Consider the following 17,090-nt stretch of genomic DNA (forward strand, 5'->3'; position numbering starts at 1 on the left):
ATCGCGCAGGGAGCTTTGCGCCATGACCTTGCCGGCTGGCCCCAAGATCGACTGCCACATCCACGCGCTCGATCCCGTTCGTTTTCCCTACGGCGCCGATACGCCGTATCGGCCGAGCGGGCAGGAAATCGCACCGGCCGCGCAGCTCATCCGCGTGTTCGACGCCTTCGATGTCCGTCACGGGCTCGTGGTCGCCACCAACACCGGCTATGGCAGCGACAGTCGCATCCTGCTTGATACGCTGAGGCAGGGCGGTGGTCGCTTCAGAGGCGTTGCTGTCGTTGAGAACGACGTCGACATCAAGGAGCTTGAATGTCTGAAGGCGGCCGGCGTGATCGGCGTCGCCTTCAACTTACCGTTCCACGGCGCCGGCTATTATCGCAACACCGCGCCGCTGCTGGAGAAGCTGACGAGCCTCGGCCTGTTTCTCCAGATCCAGGTCGAGCAGGATCAATTGCTCGACCTGGTGCCGCTGATCGGCAAATCGCCGGTACGTCTGGTGTTCGACCATTGCGGCCGGCCCTCGGTCGCGCAGGGCGTGCAAGGCAAGGCCTTCCAGGCGCTGCTCGCGATCGGTCGCGAACGCGACGCGCATATCAAACTCTCCGGCTACTATAAATTCTCGCAGCAGCCGCATCCCTATGAGGACAGCTGGCCGTTCATCGACGCGCTGGTCGAGGCCTTCACGCTCGATCGCTGCGTCTGGGGCTCGGACTATCCGTTCCTGCGCGCACCTGAACGGCTCGACTACGGGCCGCTGCTGGCGGTGCTGACAAAACTGTTTCCGGACTCCAGCGACCGGCATCGCCTGCTGTGGCGAACGCCGGCAAAGCTGCTCGGCTTCGACGGATCATAAAAAAGAAAGTAAGGGGAGGACATCATGAGGCATCTTGCAGGAACGCTCGTCATTGCCTTGGCGGCATCGCTTTCGACGGGCGCGGCCCGCGCGCAGAGCACCGTCTACATCCCCGATGTCATCGAGCTCTCCGGCCCCGGCGCCGTCTCCGGCACCAACTGGCGCGACGGCGTCGCGCTCGCGGTCGACGAGATCAACGCCGCCGGCGGCATTTTGGGCCGCAAAATCCAGACCGAGCATCTGGACACCCAGAGCAACCCCGGCATCTCGCGCGCGCAGGTGCAGAAGGTTTTGGACAAGGATCCCTATGTCGTGCTCGGGCCGATCTATTCCGGTTCGGTCAAGGTCAATATGGCTCTGACGCAACAGGCCGAGATCCCGCAGATCGTCGGCGCCGAGGCCGCCGACATCACGACGCAGGGCAATCCCTGGGTGTTCCGCACCGCCTTCGGCCAGCAATTCTCCATGCCGAAGATCGCCAACTATCTGCTCGATAAGCTGAAGGTGAAGAGCGTCGCGGTGGTCTGGGTCAACAATGATTTCGGCAAGGGCGGCCACGACAATTTCGTGAAGGAGATGAAGACGCGCAACATCGAGATCGCGGCCGATATCTCCACCGAGCAGGGGCAGGTCGATTTCGGCTCCGACGTCATCAAGCTCAAGAGCGCCAAGCCGGATGCCGTGTTCGTCTACACCAACGAGGAGGAGAGCGCGCGATTCCTGATCGAAGCCAAGCGCCAGGGCCTCTCGACGCCGCTGTTCGGCGAGACCACGCTGCTCAGCCAGAAGGTGGTCGAGCTCGCCGGCCCCGCCGCCAACGGCGTACGCGGCCATGTTGGCCTAAGTGCGGACGCGCCGGTGCCGGCGATCGACGCGTTCACCAAAAAGTTCAGCGACCGTTTCAAGTACCGGCCGGATCACAACGGCATCAAGGGCTACACCGCGGTCTATCTCGTGAAATACGTCACCGAAAAAATCGGCAAGTTCGACAGCAAGGCGTTTGGCGCGGCGATGAAAGGCCTGACGCTGACGCCCGACAAGGCGCCGGGCATGCTGATGGAAGCAAGCTGGGACCAGAACGGCGACATCGATCGCGCCAGCTTTCTCGCGGAGATCGTCGATGGCAAGCAGAAGATCGTCGAGACGCTGCCGAAGCTGAACGGCGGCAAGAGCGAGTGAGGCGCGCGGCATTTGCCCAACGTCGTCCTGGCTTTCACCTGGACGATGGCGCGATTTGAGGCCCGCGGCAATTGTGATATCGGTCTGCGCGCCTTTTCCGGACGAGCTGAAACCCATGAAAACCACGCTGCTGCAATCCGAAGACTACACCCGCTCGCCCTGGAAGAACGGCGGCGGCGTCTTTACCGATATCGCGGATGCGCATCGCACCGATGCGGCGGTGAAGGACTGGGACAGCCTGCTGTGGCGCTTCGCCTCCACGCCGATTGTGGCGCCCGGGCCGTTCTCTTACATGCCGGGCATCGACCGCCTGCAGATGGTGATCAGCGGGCGCGGGCTGGTGCTGAAAGCGCAGGGGCAGGAATTCGACGAGCGCGAGCCGTTCACCACCGTGCGTTTCACCGGCGAAATGGAGATCGTCACCGCGCTCGAGGCCGGCCCGGTCGAGGTCGTCAACCTGATGGCACGGCGCGGTGCGGCGGAGATCGAGCTCCTCGCGCTCAGGGAGCCCGGCGATCAGCCATTGCCCGCCGGAACGCATCTGGTTTACGCGGTTTCCGGCGATTGCAGCATTCGTCTCAATAGCGAGGAATTTGCCATCCCCCGTGGCAGCACGCTGAAGGTCGAGCTGAGCGGGACGTCCAGGTTGACGTTCGTCTCGGGGCTGGCCGTGTTGGGATCGATCCGGCTCGTCGGCTAGACGGCGATCGCGCGGATGCGCACAATCCATGCAACTGGCTAGGTTGACGCGGCCGCGCCGGAACACGATATGTGCGGAGATGCAGATCGCCGCCCAGGGCAAGATATGAACGCGCCAGACAAGACACAAGCTGCCACGCAAGCCGACGCCGTCGTCGACTGGCTGACCAACGGCACGCGCGACCAGCGCTTCATCGACAACATCTTTGCCGAGATGTGCATCCGCCTCCAGGAGGCCGGCATTCCGCTCAAGCGGTCGACGCTCCACGTCCGGATCCAGCATCCGCAATGGCTGGGGGCGCGTTTCATGTGGTCCGACGGCATGCGTGAGGCCGAGATCGGGCGGGTCGATTTCGATGTCATGGGACGCTCCGAATATATCGGCAGCCCGGCCAACGAAATGTTCGACGGGGCAACCGAAGTGCGTGAGAATCTCGAACGGGATCCTTCGCTCGGTCGCAAGCACGCGCTCTATGACGAGATGCGGGCCAAGGGCCTGACCGACTATGTGGCGTGGCCGCTCTATCATACGCTCGGCAAGCGCCATCTCATCACGTTCTCGACCGACCGCCGCGGCGGCTTCGACGACGCCCATGTCGCCGCGTTGAAGAAAGTGCTGCCGGTGCTGGCGCTGGTCAGCGAGATCCGTGTCAAGAACCGCCTGGCGCGAACGCTGCTGGAGACCTATGTCGGCGCCCATGCCGGCGAGCTGATCCTCGCCGGCGCCACGCGTCGCGGCACCGGCACGACGGTGCGCGCCGCGATCATGATCTGCGACCTGCGCGATTTCACGAAAATCTCCGACAACTGGCCGCGCGACGACGTCATCGATCTCCTCAACGATTATTTCGACGCGATGTCCGAGCCGATCGCGCGGCATGGCGGCGAGATCCTGAAATTCATCGGCGACGGACTGCTCGCCATTTTTCCGCTGAGCCAGCCCAACGCCTGCGCCAATCTGCTGCGCGCGGTGACCGAGGCGCGCCAGGCCATGGCGGCGCTGAACGAGCGCAACAAGGGCACAGGCCGCGCGCCGCTGAACTACGGCATCGGCGTCCATGTCGGCGACGTCATGTACGGCAATATCGGCTCGACCAGCCGGCTCGACTTCACCGTGATCGGTCCCGCCGTCAACATGGCCTCGCGGCTCGAGGCGCTCACCAAGCAGGTCGGCAAGCCGGTGTTGCTGTCGCGCGATTTTGCCGAGCTGGTGATGCCGGAGTTCGAGCTCGAACGGGTCGGTCAGCATGCCGTGCGCGGTTTCAGCGAGCCGATCGAGCTGTTCGCGTTTCACGGATGAGGCGGATGGGGGCCTGGCCCGACTCGCCGGCGCTTCTTTTGCTCCGCGCCTCTGCCGGCTCCGTCAATACCTAAAATCCAAGCGATCTGATTATGTGGACCTTAAGTCCGTCCCAACGTGACTAGGGAGGTTTTACCGCGCGTTGAAGTCTGTGGTGATGTTATGCGCCATTACTTCGAAGTCCTATTTCTGTCGTTTGATCGTTTTCAAGCTGCGAGCGCATCAATGGCTGTCACTGCATCCTTCCTGGTCGAGTTGGACGAAGCGGTTGAGAGAGGAAATCCCGAGAGCTGTCTGCGGGCGCTGTGGCATGCGGCAGACATTCTGATCGCCGGCACCTATTCCGAGGAACAGATCTGGACTTTTGGCGAGGTCATCGGTCGTCTCGCGCAGGAGATCGAGACGAGCGCGCGCGCGAAGCTCGCCGGCAAGCTCGCCTGCAGCCCGAACGCGCCCATTGCGCTAACCCGGCAGATGGCCAGCGATGATTGCATCGACGTCGCATGGCCTGTCCTCAGTCAGTCGCAGCGCCTTGACACCGAGACATTGATCGCGTGCGCAAAGGGCAAGAGCCAGCAGCATTTGCTTGCCATCTCCAAACGGCAGGCGGTCCCGGAAGCAGTCACCGATGTGCTGGTGGTGCGCGGATCGCCCGAGGTCGTCACCTCGGTCGCATCGAACACCGGCGCGAATTTTTCAAGATCCGGGTTTCTCCATCTGGTGCGGCGGTCGGAAGGCGATTCGATCCTTGCGGAGTCGGTGGGGCTTCGAAAGGACATTCCCCGACACCTCTTCCACCAGCTGATCGCCAAAGCCTCCGAAGAGGTGCGGCAGAAGCTCCAGAAGGAACGCCCGGATATCGAAACCCAGATCCATAAAGTCGTCGTCGACATCACCGGGGCCATTCACGCCCGGTTTGGCCCGACATCGAAGGATTATTTTACGGCGAAACGTACGGTCGCGAAGCTGCACGAGAGAGGTGAGCTGACGGAAGACAAGATCTTCGAGCTTGCTCATTCTCTCAAGTTCAACGAGACGACGGTCGCGCTGTCGTTACTCTGCGGGTTGCCGACCGATGTCGCGGAACGGGCATTGATCGAGAAGGATCGCGAGCCGGCGTTGATTCTGGCCAAATCCCTCGATTTCTCGTGGCCGACCACGATGGCGCTACTGTTCCTGGGAGCGGCCAACTTCCGGATCACCGCGGGTGAGCTGGAGCGGTTGAAGCTCGATTTCCACCGGTTGAACGTCAAGGCCTGCCGCGAGGTCCTCATCATCTATCGAACGCGCAAGGAAGAGGCTTTTGGCGGCTCATTTCAACAGTCGCGGCGCTCGATCTAGGATCGGCTAGATAGCCAAGCGTCCGAAGGCGCACTTCTCTGTGGCAAGCCTTCGCTTGAACAAGTCTTCGCTTCAGCAAGTCTTCGCTTCAGCAAGTCTTGGATCGGGAGTCCTGTTGCCAACACGGGAACGTCCAATTACGCTCCATCTCAGGTCCGCCCAGATGGTCCATCGATTGGCCGCTCGTTTATGCCCAAATTTCTTCGCATCGGCCTGCATCAGTCGAACGTGTCAGGGTACACGTCGAAGGCGTGGTGCGTGCGGCGGGTCGGCTCGGCGGTGTTCCTGAAATGGGGTGCCGTGGAGGTGCAGGGCGCCGGCAAGGGACGCAAGGTTTACTGGACGCACCTACCGCAGGAGAAAACGATCCGCTGCGGCACGGCGCAGCGCGCCCAGGACTACACCAAATCCGCGATCGCTCGCCGGCGCAGCCATGACTATGAACCGCTGCGAGGAGCGATTGCGACCCGGCGCAAATCCGCCAATGGCAGTGCCGACCTCAAGCAGGCGCTGGCGACGATCCTGATCGTCGACATCGTCGGCTCCACGGCAAAAGCCGCAAAGCTCGGCGATGCGCGCTGGACCAAGGTGATGGGCCTGTATTACGCGGCGGTCCGCAAGGAGCTGAAATCTTCGCGCGGCAAGGAAGTCGTGACGACCGGCGACGGCGTGCTCGCGACCTTCAAAGCGCCGGCCGCCGGCATCAATTGCGCGACCGCGATTCGCGAGGCAGTGCGCACCCTCGGCCTTGATATCAGGGTTGGCCTTCACGCAGGCGAATACACCATCAGCGGCGGCGAGATGGTCGGCCTTGCCTTACACATCTGTACCCGCGTCGCCGCCAAGGCGCGCGCCGGCGAAGTCCTGGTCTCGCGTGCGGTGAAGGATCTGCTCGCGGCGCAATCCGAGATCAGCCTCAGGGATCACGGCAGCCACCAGCTCAAGGGCGTGCCCGCGCGGTGGCGGCTGTATCGGGTCGAGAGTTAGAGCGGACTTGTTCTGGCGGCTGTCAGCGGTGTTGCCGACGCGGGATTGTGCTTTCTCAAATCGTCGGGCGTGCCGGCGATTGTCCGAGCGCCAGGAGAGCTGCGGCGAGTGCAGCTGCAGCCGTTTCGGGCCGTGCCTTCTCATAGATCGCGAATTCAAGGTCCGGCAGGCGAGGCAGCCCTTCTTCCAATCCCAGAACGCGCAGGCCTGTGACGACTGCGCTCACTGGAAGCGGCGTGATCGCAAGACCCGCAAGCGAAGCCGCGCGCACGCCCGTCAGGCTGGGACTTGTATAGATGATGTCCCAGATCAGATCGCTTCGGTCGAGCGCAGCAAGTGCCGCCTCGCGCGAGACTGAGTTCTCGCGATAAAGCGCGAGCGGCAATGTTGCGCCGGGAACGAGATCGAAACTCTCGGCCGCGACCCAGACCAGCGGCTCGCGCCACACCAGCCGTCCGCGCGACGTGCCGAGCGGGCGCTTGGCGAACACGACGTCGAGCCGGCCTGCATCGAGCTGCGCGATCAATTCCGCGCTGACCCCGATCTGCACCTCGAGCTTCACGCCGGGATGCAGCGCCGCGAAACGACCGAGTGCCGAAGGCAGCGAGCCGCCGGCAATTTCCTCGACCACGCCGAGACGCACCATTCCGGACAGGCGCGGTGTGGTCAGGCGATGGCGCGCAGCCTCCTCGAGTTGCAGCAGGCGGCGGGCATCGCCGAGCAGCATCTCGCCGTCGTCGGTCAGCGCCACGCTGCGGGTCGTGCGCCGGAACAAGGGGCGCTTGGTTTCCTGCTCCAGCCGCTTGATCTGCTGACTGACGGTCGATTGCGTCAGATGCAGCTGCTCGGCGGCGCGATGGAAGCCGCCGCAATCGGCGACGGTGACAAAGGCACGCAGCAGTTCGAAATCGAGCATTCGATTGATCCAATTTATCGATCAATCATACTATAAAATATCGTTTATATAATCAATGTGCCGACCCTACCTTCTGTTGCGAAGAGAGCATTCAGGTGAAGGAGGTCGAACATGTCAGTGGGGTCACAGGGAACGGATCGTGCAGCCCGGCTGGCACGGTTTCATCCTGGCAACGGCGCGCGGCTCGAGCGGATCAATTGGCTCGGCAACACAACTATTCGTGGGATCGGGAAATCCTTCGGCATCATGGTCAACCATCTCTATGACCACGACGGCATCGAGGCCAACCACGAGGTCTTTGCCCGCGACGTCACCATCGTCCGTTCGCCCGAGGTCGATGCCCTGCTGCAAGCCCATTGAGCCGCACGCGACCGCACTTCCCATCCATGACCCCTCAACCAGGAGATCAGCCATGACCATGACCAGACGTACCTTTGCCACCATCCTCGCTGCCGGTGCGACAGCTTCGCTGATGTCGACACGCGCGTCCGCAGCTGTCGCCGCTCCCATCAAGGCACGCAACGTCGTGCTGGTGCACGGCTTGTTCGCCGACGGCTCCTGCTGGTCGGAGGTGATCCCGCGCCTGCAGGCGGCCGGGCTCAACGTCACAGCGGTGCAGAATCCGCTGACGACGCTGCCTGAAGCCGTCGCATCCGCCGAGCGCGTGCTGGCGCGGCAGGACGGCCCTACGGTCCTGGTCGGCCATTCCTTCTCCGGCATGATCGTGACTGAGGCCGGCGTGCATCCGAACGTGTCCGCGCTGGTTTATGTTGCGGCACGCGCGCCTGACGCGGGCGAGGATTATACGGCGCTCGCAAAGACCTTTCCGACGCCGCCGGCGAGCGCGGGCATCGTCTTCGACGGCGATGAGGGCCGCCTCTCCGAGGAAGCCTTCCTGCGCGACTTCGCCGGCGATCTGCCGGCCGCGAAAGCCAAGGTGCTCTACGCGGTGCAGGAACCGTTCCACAAGGCGTTGCTGGCGGGCAAGACCGCCAACGCCGCCTGGCGGTCCAAGCCGAGCTATTACGCCGTTTCGACCGAAGACCGCACCATCAATCCCGACCTCGAGCGCTTCATGGCCAAGCGCATGGGGGCCAAGACAATCGAGGTAAAGGCGAGCCATCTCGCGCTGATCTCGCACCCCGAAGAGATCGCGCGTCTCATTCTCGAAGCCGCGGGACAATAAGCGTGACGATCACTCGGCAGGCAGGAGCAAAGACGGCTCCTGCCCCTGCCGCCACGCGGACACCAGAGCCCCCAGTTCGCGCCGAACGTTCTCCACGACGCCGGCCCAGTCGCCTCGCTTCGGCTGCCTGAACAGTTTCATCGACTGATACCACGGGCTGTCGTCGCGATTGAGCAGCCAGCGCCAGTCAGGATTGAAGGGCAACATCGTCCAGACCGGCACGCCAAGTGCGCCTGTGAGGTGAACGACGCTGGTGTCGACCGAGATCACCAGATCGAGACAGGACACCAGCGCTGCCGTGTCGCTGAAATCCGTGAGCTGTTCCGTCAGGTCGAGGATATCAGGACGCTCGTCGAGGAAGGCGCGGTCCTGATCCCGGACACCCTTTTGCAAGGAGACGAACTGGACGTCGCAATCCAGCAGCGGCGCGAGCGCGCGCAGCGCGATCGACCGGTTGTAATCGTTCTTGTGACCCGGATCCCCCGACCAGACCAGACCGACGCGGAAGCGCGTGCGGGGGCCAAGCCGATTCTCCCACTCCGTCACGCGCGTCGCCGCGAGCGCGGGAAGGTAGCCTTGCGCGAGCGGGATGGTGTCGAGCCGCGTCCTGAACGCCAGCGGCAGGCTGCCAAGCGGGCAGTGCAGGTCGAACGCCAGCGATGCCGCAGCTTCCCGGCTGGTACATTCCGCGACCCCGGCGATCCCAGCCAGAAGCTCTCGGATCGCAGGCCGCACCCCCAGGACGACTCGCGCCCCGAGCGCGGCCACCATCGGCACATAGCGCGCAAACTGGATGGAGTCGCCCAATCCCTCGTCGCAATAAAGCAAGATGGTCTTGCCTTCGATCGGCTGCTCGCCACGCCAAAGCGGTTGGGCAAAGCCGAGATCGGCGAGGCCGAGAGACGACGCCTTCCAGCGGGCCTCGCGTCCCGCCCAGCCGCGCTCGAAATCTCCGGTCAGCAACTGAAGCAGCGCGAAACTGAAAACCGTCGACGCCCGGTTCGGGTCGATCGCGAGCGATCTGCGGAAGGCCGCGGACGCCTGATCCAGCAATTGCAGATCCAGCAGCATCCAGGCTTTGTTGGCAAGCGCTGCGGCAAAATCCGGACGAAGTGCGATCGCGCGATCGATGCACGCAAACGCCTGATCGGTTCGGCCAAGCTTCCAATGCAGCAGGCCGAGATTGTTGTGCGTTTCCGCGACGTCGGGTGCAAGCGCAATGGACCTCGCGAAGTCGGCCTCCGCCTCCGCGAGCCGGTTCGCCTCCTGGAGGCAAATGCCGCGGATCCGATACAGGCTTGCGGAATTCGGATTCAATCTCTCGGCTGCGTCCAGATAGTCCAGGGCTTCCGCTGGCCTGCCGAGATCGAGCAGCAGCCTGCCGCAATTCTCCGCGGCCTCGAAATATCGCGGATTCAGTTGTAGCGCCTGCTGAAAGTGCAGCAGAGCCTCGTCCGTGCGCTTGAGTTGCCGGAGCTGATCGCCGAGGTAATTCGAGACGAGCGCATCCTCTTTGAGGGACAAGGCCTCGCTTCGGTGCGGCCGTGTGTCCGCCCGCCATGCCGAAACCATAGCCTCCAGCTCGCCGCGAACGCTGTCCACGACACTGGCCCAGTCGCCTCGCTTCGGCTGCCTGAACAACCGCATCGACGAATACCACGGGCTATCGTCGCGATTGAGCAGCCAGCGCCAGTCCGGGTTCAAAGGCAGCATCGTCCAGACCGGCACGCCAAGTGCGCCTGTGAGGTGAACGACGCTGGTGTCGACCGAGATCACCAGATCGAGACAGGACACCAGCGCTGCCGTGTCGCTGAAATCCGTGAGCTGCTCCGTCAGGTCGAGGATATCAGGACGCTCGTCGAGGAAGGCGCGGTCCTGATCCCGGAGACCCTTTTGCAAGGAGACGAACTGGACGTCGCAATCCAGCAGCGGCGCGAGCGCGCGCAGCGCTATCGACCGGTTGTGGTCGTTGTTGTGGCCGGGATCTCCCGACCAGACCAGACCGACGCGCAAGCGCGTGCGGGGACCAAGCCGGTTCTCCCACGCCTTCACGCGCTCCGCCGCCGGCGCGGGAACAAAACCTTGCGCGAACGGGATGGTGTCGAGCCGCGTCCCGAACGCCAGCGGCAGGCTGCCAAGCGGACAGTGCAGGTCGAACGCCAGCGACGGCGTCGACGATCGATCGACGCAATGTGCGACGCCGGGCACGCCGGCCAGAAGCCGCTGGACTGCCGGCTTGACCTCCAGGATGACCCTGGCCCCGAGCGCGGCCACGAAGGGCACATAGCGTGCAAACTGGATGGAGTCGCCGAGCGCCTCGTCGGCATGAAGCAGGATGGTCTTGCCTTCGAGCGGCTGGTCACGTAGCCAAAGGGCCTGCGAGAATCCGCGATCGACGAGGCCGAGAGACGACGCCTTCCAGCGCGCCTCGCGCCCCGACAGGCCGCGCTCGAAATCTCCGGTCAGCATCTGCAGCAGCGCGAGATTCCAGATCGTGTCGGCATTGCTAGGCTCGATCGCCAGTGACTGGCGAAAGGCCGCGAAAGCCTCGTCCAGCAGTTGCACGCTCCACAGCGCCCGCGCCTTTTCGTTGAGCGCTGCGGAAAAATTCGGACGAAGCGCGAGCGCGCGATCGAAGCTCGCGAAGGCCTGCTCCATCCGGCCAAACCGCGAATGCAGCGTGCCGAGGTTCTTGTGCGTCTCGGCCTCGCTGGGGTTCAGCGCAATCGACCTCTCGAAATCGGCCTGCGCCTCCTCCAACCGGCCCAGCCGCTGCAGGCAGAGCCCGCGCGTCTGATACAGCGGCGCGACATTCGGATTGAGCTTCGCGAATACGTTGAAGCAGTCCAGGGCTTCGGCATACCGGCCGAGATTGAACAGCGCCTGGCCCTGTTTCGCAGCCTCCAGACTTTTGGCCACCGCCATATTCTGCGGCGCGACGGTCTGGGATTGTTTGGCCGCGGCCCGGCGTTCTTGGCGGTTCATGAAGGGACCGGAAAAGCTGTGCTTGAGGGGGCTACCGAGCGCGATCGGAGGGTCCCGTTGAGGCAGTTTCTGGTGCGAGGCTGGTGCGAAGCTGGCGCGGGGTGAACATTCCATGCTTCAAGTCGGAGCCCGCGAGCTCGGGTTTGACAAAGCCGACAGTGCGCCGCTACTTTCGGTCGCTTGCAAAAAAGAAGCACGTTACGCAACTCGTGCATTGGCAAGCGGTTAACTGGTGTCATCGGCCGGGCCGTCACACGCGCCTTGATCGACACGAGGTCAGGGAGGACAAGTCATGAGCGGCTTTGCGCTTTCGCGTCGTTCATTGATTCGAGCCGGTATCGGCGGTGCAGCACTGGCTGGTCTCGGCGATTTGCCCGCTGTGGCGCGGGAGTTGCGGCTGCGCATGTTCTGGTGGGGCGCCAAGGAACGGGCAGAGCGAACCGACAAGGTCAATCAGCTCTACCTGAGTAGCCATCCGGAGGTGACGATCGCCGGCGAGTCGCTGGGCTGGACCGACTACTGGGCGCGGCTTGCGACGCAAACGGCCGGTCGCAATGCAGCCGACGTGCTGCAGATGGATTACCGCTACATCTTCGAATACGCCCGCCGGGGTGCCCTGTTGCCGCTCGACAACTACGTGCCGAAAGCCCTCAACCTCACGGATTTCAGCCCGGCCGCGATCGACAGCGGCAAGGTCGACGGCAAGATCTACGGCGTCAGCCTCGGCCTCAACTCAACGGCGATGGTCTACGACAAGGCACTGATCCAGAGTCTTGGCCTGAAAGAGCCGGTCTGGAACATGACATGGAGCGAGATTGGCGATCTCGCCGCCGAGATCACCAAGGCCGCCAAGCGCGACGGCTTTACGGGCATGGAGGACGGCGGCAGCAACGAGCCGGTCCTCGAAGTCTGGCTCACCCAACGCGGCAAGTCGCTCTACACGGGCGAAGGCAAGGTCGGCTACGACGAAAAGGACATGACCGAGTGGTTCGCGTTCTGGAGTGAACTGCGAAAGCGCGGTGCCAGCGCCGCGCCGGATACCCAGGCGCTCGACCGCGGCGAGATCGACTCGAACCTGTTGTCGCTCGGCAAGGTTGCCATGGCCTTTGCCCACTCCAACCAGTTGGTCGGGTTCCAGGCCATCAACAAGAGCAAGCTCGGCCTCTCCACGTTTCCCGACGGCGGAAAAGGCGCGAAACCCGGGCAGTATCTGAAGCCGGCCATGATGTGGAGCGTCTCGGCGCAGTCGAAACAGGCCGAGGCGGCGGTTCAGCTGGTCAGTTACTTCGTTGCCGACGCTGAGGCCGGCAAGCTGCTCGGTGTCGAGCGCGGCGTGCCGCCGTCGTCCGCGGTGCGCAACCTCTTGACGCCGACGCTCGACGACCTCGGCCGCGCCATGGTCGACTACATCAGCCTGATCAGCGACAAGGTTGGGTCATTGCCGCCTCCGCCACCGCGGGGCGCCGGCGAGATCCAGAGCGTGCTTCGGCGTGTCAATGAGCAGGTCGGCTTTGGCCGCCTGACGCCCGCCGACGGTGCGAAGCAGTTTGTCGCCGATGCTTCCGCCGTGCTGGCCCGCGGATAGAAGCGGTGGCGGATACGCTGATCGACGTTGCGACGCCCCGGCAGGCCCAGCCAGACGCACGAGCGCCTGAATTGTCCTGGCGCGACAATGCGACGGGCTATCTGTTTCTCGCGCCCTGGCTCATCGGGTTTTTCGGACTCACGCTGGGGCCGGCGCTGGTTTCACTGTATCTGTCGTTCACGGATTACGACCTGTTGAGCAACCCGCGCTGGGTCGGCGCCGCCAACTATGTGCGCATCGCCACCACCGATCCCAAGTTCAGCGCGGCGATGCGCGTCACCTTCCTCTATGTGGCACTGGCGGTGCCGCTCAAGCTCGCCTTCGCACTGCTGGTGGCCATGATGCTGAACCGCGGCCTGCGCGGCCTGCCGCTGTACCGGGCGATCTTCTATTTGCCGTCGCTGATCGGTGCCAGCGTTGCCGTCTCGGTGCTGTGGCGCCAGTTGTTCGCCGGCGACGGCCTGCTCAACCAGGCGCTGAAGCTCGTGGGCATTCATGGACCAAGCTGGATCTCCAATCCCGACACCGCCCTCTATACGCTGGTGGCGCTGAGCGTGTGGCAGTTCGGTTCGCCGATGATCATCTTTCTCGCCGGCCTGCGCCAGATTCCGAAGGACGTCTATGAGGCTGCCGAGATCGATGGCGCCAGCCGCAACCAGCAATTCTGGCGGATCACGCTGCCGCTGCTGACGCCGGTGGTTTTCTTCAACGTCGTGGTGCAAACCATCGACGCCTTCAAGGCGTTTACGCCGGCCTTCATCATCAGCGGGGGCACCGGCGGCCCGATCGACGCGACGCTGTTCTATACGCTCTATCTTTACCAGGAGGCCTTTGCCTATTTCCGCATGGGCTATGCCTCCGCGCTGGCCTGGGTGCTGGTGGTGATCATCGCGGCCTTCACCGCGCTGTCCTTCCTGTCATCGCGCTATTGGGTGCACTACGATGGTTGATCTCGCAACATTGGATGAGGCTCCGCACCCTCGCGATGGGCGCCGCCGCGCGCTGATCTACCATGTCGTGCTGTGTCTCGCCTCGATTGCCATGCTGTATCCGCTGCTGTGGATGCTGGCGAGCTCGTTCAAGCCGGACAGCGACATCTTCGGCAACACCTCGCTATGGCCGCGCAATTTCAGCCTCGCCGCCTACTGGCGCGGCTGGTCCGGGCTGCAGGTGACCTTTGGAAAGTTCTTCCTGAACTCGCTCGTGGTCTCGCTGTGCAGCGTGGTCGGCAATGTGATGTCGTGCTCGCTTGCGGCCTACGCGTTCGCCCGGCTGAAATTTCGCGGCCAAAAATTCTGGTTCGCGCTGATGCTCGGCACCTTGATGCTGCCGTACCACGTGACATTGATCCCGCAATACATCCTGTTCCTCAATCTCGACTGGGTCGACACCTTCCTGCCGCTGATCGTGCCGAAATTCCTGGCGGTGGACGCCTTCTTCATCTTCCTGCTGGTGCAGTTCTTCCGCTCGATCCCGCGCGAGCTCGACGAGGCCGCGATGATCGACGGCTGCGGGCCGTGGCGCATCTACTGGATCGTGATTCTGCCGCTGTCGGTACCGGCGCTTGCCACGGCCGCGGTCTTCACCTTCATCTGGACCTGGGACGATTTCTTCGGGCCGCTGATCTATCTCAACGACATGAATTCCTACACCGTGCAGCTCGGCTTGCGCAGCTTCGTCGATTCCACCGGCAAATCCGACTGGAGCGCCCTGTTCGCCATGTCGACACTGACGCTGCTGCCGCTGTTCGTGTTCTTCCTGCTGTTCCAGCGTCTCTTGATCGACGGCATCGCCACCACCGGGTTGAAGGGCTGACGACATCGGACGCATCCCTGCATGGACTGCCAACCAAGGACAAAAAAGTCATGAGCAAACTGCGTTTCGCCGCAATCGGCATCAATCACGCCCACATCTATGGCCAGGTCGATTGCCTGCTGCGTGCCGGCGCCGAACTGGTTGGCTTTCATGCCGTTGAGGACGACCTCGCCCAGGCTTTCGCGGCGAAATATCCGCAAGCGCCGCGCGTGGCCGAGCGGGCGAGATTGCTCGAGGACAAGACCGTCGCACTGATCCTCTCGTCGGGCATCCCGGCCGACCGCGCGCCGCTCGGCCTCGAGGTGATGCGCCACGGCAAGGACTATATGAGTGACAAGCCCGGCATGACCTCGCTGGAGCAATTGGCCGAGGTGCGCCGGGTCCAGGCCGAGACGAATCGTATCTATTCGATCTGCTACTCCGAGCATTTCGAGACCCGCTGCACCGTGAAAGCCGGCGAGCTGATCGCGGCCGGCGCCATCGGCAAGGTCATCAACACCGTTGGCCTCGGCCCGCACAAACTGAAAAACCTGCCGCGACCCGATTGGTTTTATTCGCGCGAACGCACCGGCGGCGTCTTGACCGACATCGCCTCCCATCAATGCGAACAGTTCCTGTTTTTCGCCGACGCGCTCGATGCCAAGGTCGTCAGCGCGACCGTTGCCAACCGCGCCAATCCGGACCGGCCGGAATTGCAGGATTTCGGCGAAATGTTGCTGCGGACCGGTGATGTCACCGGCTACGTCCGCGTCGACTGGTTCACCCCCGACGGTCTGCCCAATTGGGGTGACGGCCGCATCACCATTCTCGGCACCGAGGGCTACATGGAGCTGCGCAAATATATCGATGTCGCAGGCCAACCCGGCATCGACCATCTCATCATGGTCGACCGCAAGGGTGTCCATCGCATGGACTGTTCCAATGTCGAATTGCCCTATGGCCGCCAGCTCATCGCCGACGTGCTCGATCGCACCGAGACGGCAATTCCGCAGGCGCGCTGCTTCAAGGCCATGGAGCTGGCGCTCACCGCGCAGGCGATGGCGGAAGGAAGGGCGTAAGCCATGTCGAAACCCAAAACGGTCGCCGTTGTCGGCTGCGGCATCGGCCGCAGCCACATCGCCGAGGGCTATGCGCGCTTGCGCGATCGGTTCGATCTGCAGGTGATCTGCGACCTCAGCGAGGAGCGCCTTGCTACCGTCGGCGATGAGTTCGAGGTCGCGCGCCGGACCACCTCGTTCGACGAGGTGCTGGCCATTGATAACATCGACATCGTCGATATCTGCACGCCGCCAACGTTGCACTTTCCGCAGGTCATGGCGGCGCTCGCCGCCGGCAAGCAGGTGGTCTGCGAAAAGCCGCTGGTCGGCTCGCTGCACGAGATCGACCAGCTCACCACCGCCGAGGCCGGGGCGCGCGGACGCATCATGCCGGTGTTTCAGTATCGTTTCGGCAACGGCCTGCAGAAGGCGCGGCGCATCATCGAACTCGGCCTCGCCGGCAAGCCGTATCTCGCGACCGTCGAGACCGCCTGGCTGCGCGGCGCCAAATATTATTCGGTGCCCTGGCGCGGCCGCTTCGAGACCGAATTGGGCGGGGCGCTGCTCACCCATGCCATCCACGCCCACGACATCCTGACCTGGCTGATGGGCGACGTCGCTGAGGTGTTTGCGCGCACCACAACGCGCGTGAACACAATCGAGGTCGAAGATTGCGCGGTGGCGAGCCTCGTGATGGAAAGCGGCGCGCTGGCCTCGTTGGCGGCGACGCTGGGTTCGGCGCAGGAGATCAGCCGCCTTCGGCTGTGCTTCGAGCACGCCACCTTTGAGAGCTCGCTTGCGCCTTATGCCCCCGGCGACGATCCCTGGCAGATCATCGCGACCTCGCCGGAAGCCGAGGCGCGTATCGCCAAGGCGCTGGAAGGTTTCAAATTCGTGCCGTCGCGGTTCGAAGGCTTGATGGCGGCCTATCATCAGGCGCTGGAAACCAACGGGCCGTTTCCGGTGACGCTCAAGGACGCGCGGCGTTCGCTGGAGCTGATCACCGCGCTCTATCACGCCGCGGAAACCGGCACGGCGGTGGCGCTGCCGATCGGCAAGGAGCATCCGAAATATCGCGGCTGGCGCCCGGGACCGGCGACCGCGCCGCAGCGATGACGCGAAGAAGATTCGCGATTTGCTGAGGCGGCCGCAGGCTGTCCGTCGCCGCTTCCCCTGCGCGCCATGTATTCGCGCGGCTGCACGC

The 17,090-nt window shown here is 63.5% G+C and carries 14 protein-coding genes and 1 pseudogene; 13 read left to right on the forward strand and 2 right to left on the reverse strand.

The genetic code is table 11. The features are described from left to right. Positions 1-22 precede the first annotated feature (22 nt). The 6 genes from V1280_RS37615 (at position 23) to V1280_RS37640 (ending at position 6,362) form a co-directional block, all read left to right on the forward strand. Positions 23-856, forward strand: a complete 834-nt coding sequence (locus tag V1280_RS37615; RefSeq protein ID WP_334535659.1) for an amidohydrolase family protein — start codon at positions 23-25, stop codon at positions 854-856. 24 nt (positions 857-880) lie between these two features. After that, entirely contained in the window at positions 881-2,035 is a 1,155-nt protein-coding gene (locus V1280_RS37620) for an ABC transporter substrate-binding protein (RefSeq protein WP_334535660.1), read from the forward strand. Positions 2,036-2,150: 115 nt separating this feature from the next. After that, a complete protein-coding gene (locus V1280_RS37625; RefSeq protein WP_334535661.1) occupies positions 2,151-2,735 on the forward strand; it encodes a HutD/Ves family protein in 585 nt (194 codons plus the stop codon). Positions 2,736-2,840: 105 nt separating this feature from the next. Beyond that, positions 2,841-4,034, forward strand: a complete 1,194-nt coding sequence (locus V1280_RS37630) for an adenylate/guanylate cyclase domain-containing protein (protein ID WP_334535662.1) — start codon at positions 2,841-2,843, stop codon at positions 4,032-4,034. A 225-nt stretch (positions 4,035-4,259) separates the two neighbouring features. After that, a complete protein-coding gene (locus V1280_RS37635; RefSeq protein WP_334535663.1) occupies positions 4,260-5,375 on the forward strand; it encodes a DUF2336 domain-containing protein in 1,116 nt (371 codons plus the stop codon). Positions 5,376-5,564: 189 nt separating this feature from the next. Continuing rightward, a complete protein-coding gene (locus V1280_RS37640) occupies positions 5,565-6,362 on the forward strand; it encodes an adenylate/guanylate cyclase domain-containing protein (protein ID WP_334535664.1) in 798 nt (265 codons plus the stop codon). A 55-nt stretch (positions 6,363-6,417) separates the two neighbouring features. On the opposite strand, the gene V1280_RS37645 is transcribed toward V1280_RS37640, so the two are convergent. Further along, positions 6,418-7,278, reverse strand: coding sequence for a LysR substrate-binding domain-containing protein (locus V1280_RS37645; RefSeq protein WP_334535665.1), 861 nt, complete (start codon positions 7,276-7,278; stop codon positions 6,418-6,420). 111 nt (positions 7,279-7,389) lie between these two features. Here V1280_RS37645 and V1280_RS37650 point away from each other — a divergent pair, with 111 nt between their 5' ends. Together V1280_RS37650 and V1280_RS37655 are read left to right on the forward strand one after the other, a co-directional pair. Further along, positions 7,390-7,638, forward strand: a complete 249-nt coding sequence (locus V1280_RS37650) for a malonyl-CoA decarboxylase domain-containing protein (protein WP_334535666.1) — start codon at positions 7,390-7,392, stop codon at positions 7,636-7,638. Between the two features lie 52 nt (positions 7,639-7,690). Further along, positions 7,691-8,464 carry an alpha/beta fold hydrolase gene (locus V1280_RS37655; RefSeq protein WP_334535667.1) on the forward strand — a complete coding sequence of 258 codons (774 nt, stop codon included), beginning with the start codon at positions 7,691-7,693 and terminating at the stop codon, positions 8,462-8,464. 9 nt (positions 8,465-8,473) lie between these two features. Here the strand turns inward: V1280_RS37655 and V1280_RS37660 are convergent, their stop codons facing one another. Continuing rightward, positions 8,474-11,383, reverse strand: a complete 2,910-nt coding sequence (locus tag V1280_RS37660) for a tetratricopeptide repeat protein (protein ID WP_334535668.1) — start codon at positions 11,381-11,383, stop codon at positions 8,474-8,476. A 358-nt stretch (positions 11,384-11,741) separates the two neighbouring features. Here V1280_RS37660 and V1280_RS37665 point away from each other — a divergent pair, with 358 nt between their 5' ends. The 5 genes and pseudogenes from V1280_RS37665 (at position 11,742) to V1280_RS37685 (ending at position 17,002) form a co-directional block, all read left to right on the forward strand. Beyond that, positions 11,742-13,034, forward strand: coding sequence for an ABC transporter substrate-binding protein (locus V1280_RS37665; RefSeq protein ID WP_334535669.1), 1,293 nt, complete (start codon positions 11,742-11,744; stop codon positions 13,032-13,034). A 77-nt stretch (positions 13,035-13,111) separates the two neighbouring features. Further along, positions 13,112-13,984 (forward strand): annotated as a pseudogene (locus V1280_RS37670) (carbohydrate ABC transporter permease); the annotation flags it as partial. After that, a complete protein-coding gene (locus tag V1280_RS37675; protein WP_334535671.1) occupies positions 13,977-14,849 on the forward strand; it encodes a carbohydrate ABC transporter permease in 873 nt (290 codons plus the stop codon). The pseudogene V1280_RS37670 and the gene V1280_RS37675, both read left to right, overlap by 8 nt. A 50-nt stretch (positions 14,850-14,899) precedes the next feature. Further along, on the forward strand, positions 14,900-15,907 hold the full coding sequence (locus V1280_RS37680; protein ID WP_334535672.1) for a Gfo/Idh/MocA family protein: 1,008 nt from the start codon (positions 14,900-14,902) through the stop codon (positions 15,905-15,907). A gap of 3 nt (positions 15,908-15,910) precedes the next feature. Beyond that, on the forward strand, positions 15,911-17,002 hold the full coding sequence (locus tag V1280_RS37685; RefSeq protein ID WP_334535673.1) for a Gfo/Idh/MocA family protein: 1,092 nt from the start codon (positions 15,911-15,913) through the stop codon (positions 17,000-17,002). Positions 17,003-17,090 lie beyond the last annotated feature (88 nt).

Origin of the sequence: Bradyrhizobium sp. AZCC 2230, assembly GCF_036924495.1 — a bacterium.
Lineage (GTDB): Bacteria > Pseudomonadota > Alphaproteobacteria > Rhizobiales > Xanthobacteraceae > Bradyrhizobium > Bradyrhizobium rifense.